Genomic DNA, 6,872 nt, shown 5'->3' with positions numbered 1-6,872 from the left:
GACGGCAACCACAGAGGTCCACATCGTTGATCTCCGGAAGTTTGTTGCAAAACCCCTGAATCAACGACTGCGGCAAGCGTCAAGCTAACCCGCTGATACCACTCAACTTAGTTTCGGATCGGGCTCTAAGGATACGGACATATTCTTCAAATAGCGTCCCGCGAGGATCGCTTGTACCTTTGACCCCGGAAGCTCGCCGCCCCGCAGCTGAGAAGGTTTGACATGGTGGGCCGCCGATAATGAAATCAACTTTAAGGTCCGCTGATGGACTATAAGTGCGAATATCGGCGCAAATGACATTTCCACCTTCCAACATGCGCCCCGGCTTCGCGTTTTCAGAAAGCGTGGCTGCGAAACGCGGATCAATTTCCACCAGTTCCAATATTTCAAAACCAGCATCATGGAACGCAATATCGAGTCCGCCGCCGCCGCTAAAAAGGCTCAAAGTAGGAATTTTGGCGACGCTTCTGTTTTGCAGCCAGCGCTTCAGGTTACGGCCGAACGCGTCCGGCCAACCTGGCTTCTGTATTACATTGAGTTCGCGGAGTGTTACATCGAACCAATTTTGCGCGCCAGTATCAGGCATCAAAAACGATAGCTGCTTAGAATTTTCGGACATTGCCGCCGTTTGCCACGTTCAATCGCAGCCGCCAAGTCTGATCGCTTTCATTCAGGCTTCGGCCTGACCCACTCGCAATCCCCGGTCATTGCCCCTATCTTCCCCTCTGGATTCCTCCTCGGAACATTTGTAGAACGGATCGCATGAGCCTTACCCACATTATTCAGCAGAGGTTTTCCGAATGCTGACCCACATTTCCGTCCGCGGCGCGCGTGAACATAATCTCAAGGGCGTCGATGTCGATCTGCCCCGCGACAGCCTGATCGTCATCACCGGGCTTTCGGGGTCGGGCAAATCCTCGCTCGCCTTCGACACCATCTATGCCGAGGGGCAGCGCCGCTATGTGGAATCGCTCTCCGCCTATGCGCGCCAGTTTCTGGAGATGATGCAGAAGCCCGATGTCGAACATATCGAAGGCCTCAGCCCCGCGATCAGCATCGAGCAGAAGACGACCAGCCGCAATCCCCGCTCGACCGTCGCGACCGTCACCGAAATCTACGATTATATGCGCTTGCTCTGGGCGCGCGTCGGTATTCCCTACAGCCCCGCGACCGGCCTGCCGATCAGCGCGCAGACCGTCAGCCAGATGGTCGACCGCGTGATGCTCCTGCCCGAAGGCACGCGCTTCTACCTGCTCGCCCCCGTCGTGCGCGGCCGCAAGGGCGAATATCGCAAGGAACTCGCCGAATGGCAGAAGGCGGGCTACACCCGCGTCCGCATCGACGGCGAAATGATGCTGATCGAAGACGCGCCCGCGCTCGACAAGAAGTATAAGCATGACATCGAAGTCGTGGTCGACCGCCTCGCCGTCGCCCCCGACATGGGCACGCGGCTGGCCGACAGTTTTGAGCAAGCGCTGAAGCTGGCGGATGGGCTGGCGTTCGTGGATCTGGCGGATACGACCGTTGCAGAACTAGGCGCGACACCCACCCCCGTTCGCCCTGAGCCTGTCGAAGGGCCGTCCTTATCTTCGGAAGAACAGAGTGGGGCTTCGACAAGCTCAGCCCGAACGGAGAAAAAGCTCAAAGGCGCGGAAGTCCCCGCCAACCGCATCGTCTTTTCCGAAAAATTCGCCTGCCCCGTCTCCGGCTTCACCATTGCCGAAATCGAGCCGCGCCTCTTCTCCTTCAACGCCCCCATGGGCGCCTGCCCCGCCTGCGACGGGCTTGGCGAGCGGCAGGAGTTCGACCCCGAACTCGTCGTCCCCAACGAAGCCCTCTCCCTCAAAAAGGGCGCGGTCGTCCCCTGGGCCAAGTCCAACCCGCCCAGCCCCTACTACATGCAAGTCCTCGGCTCCCTTGCCAAGGAATTCGGGTTCAGCCTCGACACCCCCTGGGCCGACCTGCCCGGCGAAGTGAAGCTCATCATCCTCCACGGCACCGGCGGCAAGCCGGTCACGCTCAAATTCATGGACGGCCGCAAAAGCTACGAAGTCAAAAAAGCGTTCGAGGGCGTCATCGGCAACCTCAACCGCCGCCTGCTCCAGACGGAATCCGCCTGGATGCGTGAGGAACTGAGCAAGTACCAACGCGCCCAGCCCTGCGAAACCTGCCACGGCGCCCGCCTCAAACCCGAAGCGCTCGCGGTCAAGATCGCGGGCGAGGACATCTCCCTCTCTACCCGCCGCTCGGTCGTGGACGCGCTCGCTTTCTTCACCGCGATGCCGGACAAACTCAACGACCAGCAGAACCAGATCGCCCGCGCCATCCTCAAGGAAATCGTCGAGCGGCTGGGCTTCCTCAACAATGTCGGCCTCGATTATCTCAACCTCGACCGCACCAGCGGCACGCTGTCCGGCGGCGAATCCCAACGCATCCGCCTCGCCTCGCAGATCGGCTCCGGCCTCTCCGGCGTCCTCTACGTCCTCGACGAACCCTCGATCGGCCTGCATCAGCGCGACAATGACCGCCTGCTCGTCACGCTGAAACGCCTGCGCGACCTCGGCAACAGCGTCATCGTCGTCGAGCATGACGAAGACGCCATCCGCCACGCCGACTATATCGTCGACATGGGGCCGGGCGCCGGCATTCGCGGCGGCGAGATCGTAGCGCAGGGCACGCTCAAGGAGATCCTCAAGGCCAAAAACTCCCTCACCGCCGATTATCTCAACGGCACCCGCCGCATCGAAGTGCCCAAGAAACGCCGCAAGGGCACCGGCAAGAAGCTGACCGTCCACAACGCCCGCGCCAATAATCTGCGCGGCGTCACCGCGTCGATCCCGCTCGGCACCTTCACCTGCATCACCGGCGTCTCCGGCTCCGGCAAGTCCAGCTTCACCATCGACACGCTCTACGCCGCCTCCGCCCGCGCCCTCAACGGCGCGCGCATCCTGGCCGGCGCGCATGACAAGGTGACGGGCCTCGAACATTGCGACAAGGTGATCGACATCGACCAGTCGCCCATCGGCCGCACCCCCCGCTCCAACCCGGCCACCTATACCGGCGCCTTCACCAACATCCGCGACTGGTTCGCAGGGCTGCCCGAAAGCCAGGCGCGCGGCTACAAACCCGGCCGCTTCAGCTTCAACGTCAAGGGCGGCCGCTGCGAAGCCTGCACCGGCGATGGCCTGATCAAGATCGAGATGCACTTCCTCCCCGACGTCTATGTGACGTGCGACGTGTGCCACGGCGCGCGCTACAATCGCGAAACGCTGGAGGTGAAGTTCAAGGGCCACTCGATCGCCGACGTGCTCGACATGACGGTCGAGGATGCGGTCGAATTCTTCAAGGCCGTCCCGCCGATCCGCGACAAGATGGCCATGCTCGCCGAAGTGGGCCTGGGCTATGTCAAGGTCGGCCAGCAGGCCACGACCCTATCAGGCGGCGAAGCCCAGCGCGTCAAACTCGCCAAGGAACTCGCGCGCAGAGCCACCGGCCAGACGCTCTACATATTGGACGAACCCACCACCGGCCTGCATTTCGAAGACGTCCGCAAACTGCTCGAAGTCCTCCACGCGCTGGTCGACCAGGGCAACAGCGTCGTGGTCATTGAACATAATCTCGACGTCATCAAGACCGCCGACTGGATCATCGACATGGGTCCAGAGGGCGGCGTCAAAGGCGGCGAAGTCGTGGCCGAGGGCACGCCGGAAAAGGTCGCGAAAGAGCCACGGTCATTTACGGGGCACTATTTGGCGCCGTTGTTGGGGCTGGAGAGTGTGGCGGCGGAGTGAGGCTAACTCGCCCGCATAAGGAGGACTGCATATTATGAAAGGACATTGGCCTAGTGGCCGCCCAAGGGGTTGGAGCGCAAATCATCTAAAGTTGAACAGCCCGGCGCATAACTTACCGCGAACCTCCGCCGCGTCTTCGGATCAAGGGCTTGAATTAAATCGCATTATTTTACCTTCATCCTGCTTAAGCACCGGCGAGCGCGGCGCTTTATTAACATCAGAAAAGACGGTTGAAGCAAATGAGTCCGGCTCTGGGATAATAACTCGTGCAGGTGATTTCAATTTAGCACTACTTTGGCAGAAGTTTGAAATGCGTGACTGATAGGCTCCCACCGCAATGAGGGCATTGGTCTGGCGGAGGTCTTGATATTCGGTCAATGATGGCCTGTCGGATGGCGGGCATGCTCGGCTGAGGCGGAGGTCCGGAGACTCTTTTTTTTCCGCCCCGCCTGCGCGAGCCGTCGTGTTTGCAGGAAGGCATAGGCCATCATTGTCATGAGAAGGTGGCGATGCAGCCCCGTCCATGATCGTCCTTCGAAGTGGTCGAGGCCGAGTTCCTCCTTGAGTTGCTGGTGCGCCTGTTCGCAAATCCAGCGCGCCTTGATGGCGCCGGCGACGTCCTTGATCGCGGTGTCGGCGGGAAGGTTGGAGAGATAGTATTTTCGCTCGCCGTTCGAGCGATGCTCACCCACCAGCCAAGCCTCTTCGCCTGGCATATGCTGTGCGCCAGCAGCGCCGATCCGCTGTGGCGCGCCATCGGCGACACGCACACGCATAGCCGCAAAGCGAGCTGTCAGGCGGCCTTTGGTCCCTCGGCGCCAACTGACCTGCCGCCATTTCGCATCTTCGAGCATGGCATGGGCTGCTCGGGATTTGACGTCGGGCACATGCCGAACCCGTGGTCGCCCACGTCCAGCCACCGGGAAGATCAACTGCACGTCGCCAGGATAGACCTTCTGGTGCCGGGGGATACCAACGGCCCAGCGCAAGCCTCGTGCACTTAGCGCCTGCCGGAACGGCGCTGACAAGCCATAGCCGGCGTCGGCAAGGACGCAGCCGAAGCGCACGCCGGCAGCAATGACCCGGTCGATCTCCTCGATGGCGATGTCGGGCTTCGTGCGATAGGATTGGAAATCTTCGGGCACGCCGGCCCTCTCCATCCGGGCCGTGTCGCTGGTCCAGCTTTCCGGCAGGTATAGCCGCAAACCCAGCATGACCGGCACCTCCCCCGAAGCCAAGGTCACCGACACGAGCGTCTGGCAGTTCGCGTTCTTGCCCAGTACCGTAGCATATTGGGGCGCGACCCCGACCGAAGCCTTGCCCTTCTTGGGAAGGGCTGTGTCGTCGATGATCAGCCAGCCCTTGTCGCCACCGACCAACTCATCCGCTTGCCGCCACAACGTCGCCACCAGCGGCGCGCTGTCCCAGATCCCGGCACCGATGAAATGATGCAGCCGGTCATAGTTGAGCGCGTCTGCGCGGGCCGCCATGGGCTGGATGCTCTTGCGATCGCCGGGGCCAATCAAGCCAGCGATGTAGGCCGGGCACATCCGACGCCGCGTCTTGTTACCCAACTTCTGCAGATACGGCTCAAGCCAATGCTCGAGATCCCGCTGCCAATCCTCTTCCATCGCCAGCCTCCATCAAAGCTGGCTCCCTATGAATCACGCATTTCCCCTGCAGGGAATCCCGAAAATCACAATTCTGCCAAAGTAGTGTTAGGCCGTGTTGACAAAAGGGATTTTCAACCGGCCCAAGTTCTGATTCAAGGCTGCTCTTTAAGGAGCAGTCATGGACCGTGGGGACTTGTCGGATGCTGAGTGGGAACTGATTGGCCCCCTGCTGCCATCCGAGCGGGGGCGCTGGGCTCGACCATCTGGCGATAATCGGCGTTTTCTCAACGGCATGCTTCATGTGCTGCGGGTCGGCTGCCCCTGGCGCGACATGCACGAGCGCTACGGCAAGTGGAACTCCGTCTATGTGCGGTTCCGACGCTGGGCCGAGCAAGGCGTTTGGGATGCGCTGTTGCAAACGCTGGTTGATTTGGGCCTGACCGATGACTGGCAGCACATGATCGATAGCACCACGGTTCGCGGCCATGTCTCGGCAGTAGGCGGAAAAGGGGGGCTCTTGCGCAGGCTTTTGGTCGATCACGCGGCGGCTTTACGAGCAAAGTCCACGCCCGCTGCGACAATCAAGGACTGCCTATCGGGTTCATCCTGACTGGCGGCGAGGCTTCAGATTACGCTGCCGTGGATGAACTGATGGCCCTGCCGTTGCCCAAACCCAAGGCATTGCTGGCCGACAAGGGTTACGATGGCGACCGGTTCCGCGAAAACCTGCTCATGCGCGGCATTTTGCCGATCATCCCACCCCGGTCGAACCGCAAAGTGCCGGTCCATCCCGACTATCGGCGCTACAAGGATCGCAACCGCATTGAGCGAATGTTCGGCAAGTTGAAGCAACAACGCCGCATCGCCACCCGCTATGACAAAACCGTCCTGTCGTTCGAAAGCTTCCTCAACCTCGCTGCTGCACGGCTATGGCTGAAGTCTTTTGTCAACACGGCCTAGATACCGTAAGATGTACTCTACTATTGTTCGATAGGATTGATTGTCCTACAAATAACTTCTTGCAGATCGACCCATCCCTGCCGAGTGGATTAGAAAAATGGCCCGGCATTCAGCAAACTCGAGTCGAGATGAGCGGAACGCTGACTGCGGAGATACTCCGCAGAGTAGTGTCGCATAGCTTTGATGCGTTAAATGAACGTGATGCTGAGCGTTGGTCTTTAGCTCGCAGCCCTCAAGTCCGAGGGCTATCAGTGTCCGCCATGACACCCGAAAAAGCTTTTCTTATTAAACTTGAAAATGCTATACCTATACCTGATATTTCAGTTTCGTATGACGATGTACTGACTTTTAAGGACCGTCGAAAATCTGAACTACTGGCGCTAAGAGCCTGATTCATAATTATCCGATGAAATTTCATAGTCTTGCGATGCGACGCGCGAATAGCTGGATGGAAGCTATGAACAGCCACGCAGTTGCCGATGCGATGGTCTGTTCAAAGTCCTTGGCG

The 6,872-nt window shown here is 59.7% G+C and carries 6 protein-coding genes and 2 pseudogenes; 4 read left to right on the top strand and 4 right to left on the bottom strand.

Annotation, left to right across the window (positions count from 1 at the left end; translation table 11 throughout):
* Positions 1-79 precede the first annotated feature (79 nt).
* Positions 80-619 carry a DNA cytosine methyltransferase gene (locus tag SxD43FB_RS22620; RefSeq protein WP_096064048.1) on the bottom strand — a complete coding sequence of 180 codons (540 nt, stop codon included), beginning with the start codon at positions 617-619 and terminating at the stop codon, positions 80-82.
* Positions 620-800: 181 nt separating this feature from the next.
* On the opposite strand from SxD43FB_RS22620, the gene uvrA reads away from it, so the two are divergent.
* Complete coding sequence (gene uvrA, locus SxD43FB_RS22615; RefSeq protein WP_096064047.1) at positions 801-3,791, top strand: excinuclease ABC subunit UvrA; 2,991 nt, start codon at positions 801-803, stop codon at positions 3,789-3,791.
* A 141-nt stretch (positions 3,792-3,932) separates the two neighbouring features.
* Here uvrA and SxD43FB_RS25005 read toward each other — a convergent pair whose 3' ends face one another.
* Positions 3,933-4,169, bottom strand: coding sequence for a hypothetical protein (locus tag SxD43FB_RS25005; RefSeq protein ID WP_141249612.1), 237 nt, complete (start codon positions 4,167-4,169; stop codon positions 3,933-3,935).
* On the bottom strand, positions 4,166-5,422 hold the full coding sequence (locus tag SxD43FB_RS22610) for an IS701 family transposase (protein ID WP_096064046.1): 1,257 nt from the start codon (positions 5,420-5,422) through the stop codon (positions 4,166-4,168). Before SxD43FB_RS22610 ends, SxD43FB_RS25005 begins: the two co-directional genes overlap by 4 nt.
* A gap of 160 nt (positions 5,423-5,582) precedes the next feature.
* On the opposite strand from SxD43FB_RS22610, the gene SxD43FB_RS26180 reads away from it, so the two are divergent.
* The 3 genes and pseudogenes from SxD43FB_RS26180 to SxD43FB_RS25000 all read left to right on the top strand — a co-directional run bounded on the left by SxD43FB_RS26180 (position 5,583) and on the right by SxD43FB_RS25000 (position 6,756).
* On the top strand, positions 5,583-6,014 hold the full coding sequence (locus SxD43FB_RS26180; protein ID WP_081764279.1) for an IS5 family transposase: 432 nt from the start codon (positions 5,583-5,585) through the stop codon (positions 6,012-6,014).
* Positions 5,957-6,364, top strand: a pseudogene (locus tag SxD43FB_RS26175) (IS5 family transposase); the annotation flags it as partial. The gene SxD43FB_RS26180 and the pseudogene SxD43FB_RS26175, both read left to right, overlap by 58 nt.
* A gap of 23 nt (positions 6,365-6,387) precedes the next feature.
* Positions 6,388-6,756, top strand: a complete 369-nt coding sequence (locus SxD43FB_RS25000) for a DUF6236 family protein (protein ID WP_176482901.1) — start codon at positions 6,388-6,390, stop codon at positions 6,754-6,756.
* A gap of 22 nt (positions 6,757-6,778) precedes the next feature.
* On the opposite strand, the pseudogene SxD43FB_RS22600 reads toward SxD43FB_RS25000, so the two are convergent.
* A pseudogene (locus tag SxD43FB_RS22600) lies at positions 6,779-6,872 on the bottom strand (IS5/IS1182 family transposase); the annotation flags it as partial.

The sequence above is a fragment of the Sphingobium sp. D43FB genome (genome assembly GCF_002312805.1).
Taxonomy (GTDB): domain Bacteria; phylum Pseudomonadota; class Alphaproteobacteria; order Sphingomonadales; family Sphingomonadaceae; genus Sphingobium.
Note: the sequence above shows the minus strand (reverse complement) of the source record. Positions and strands in the feature narration are given on the sequence as shown.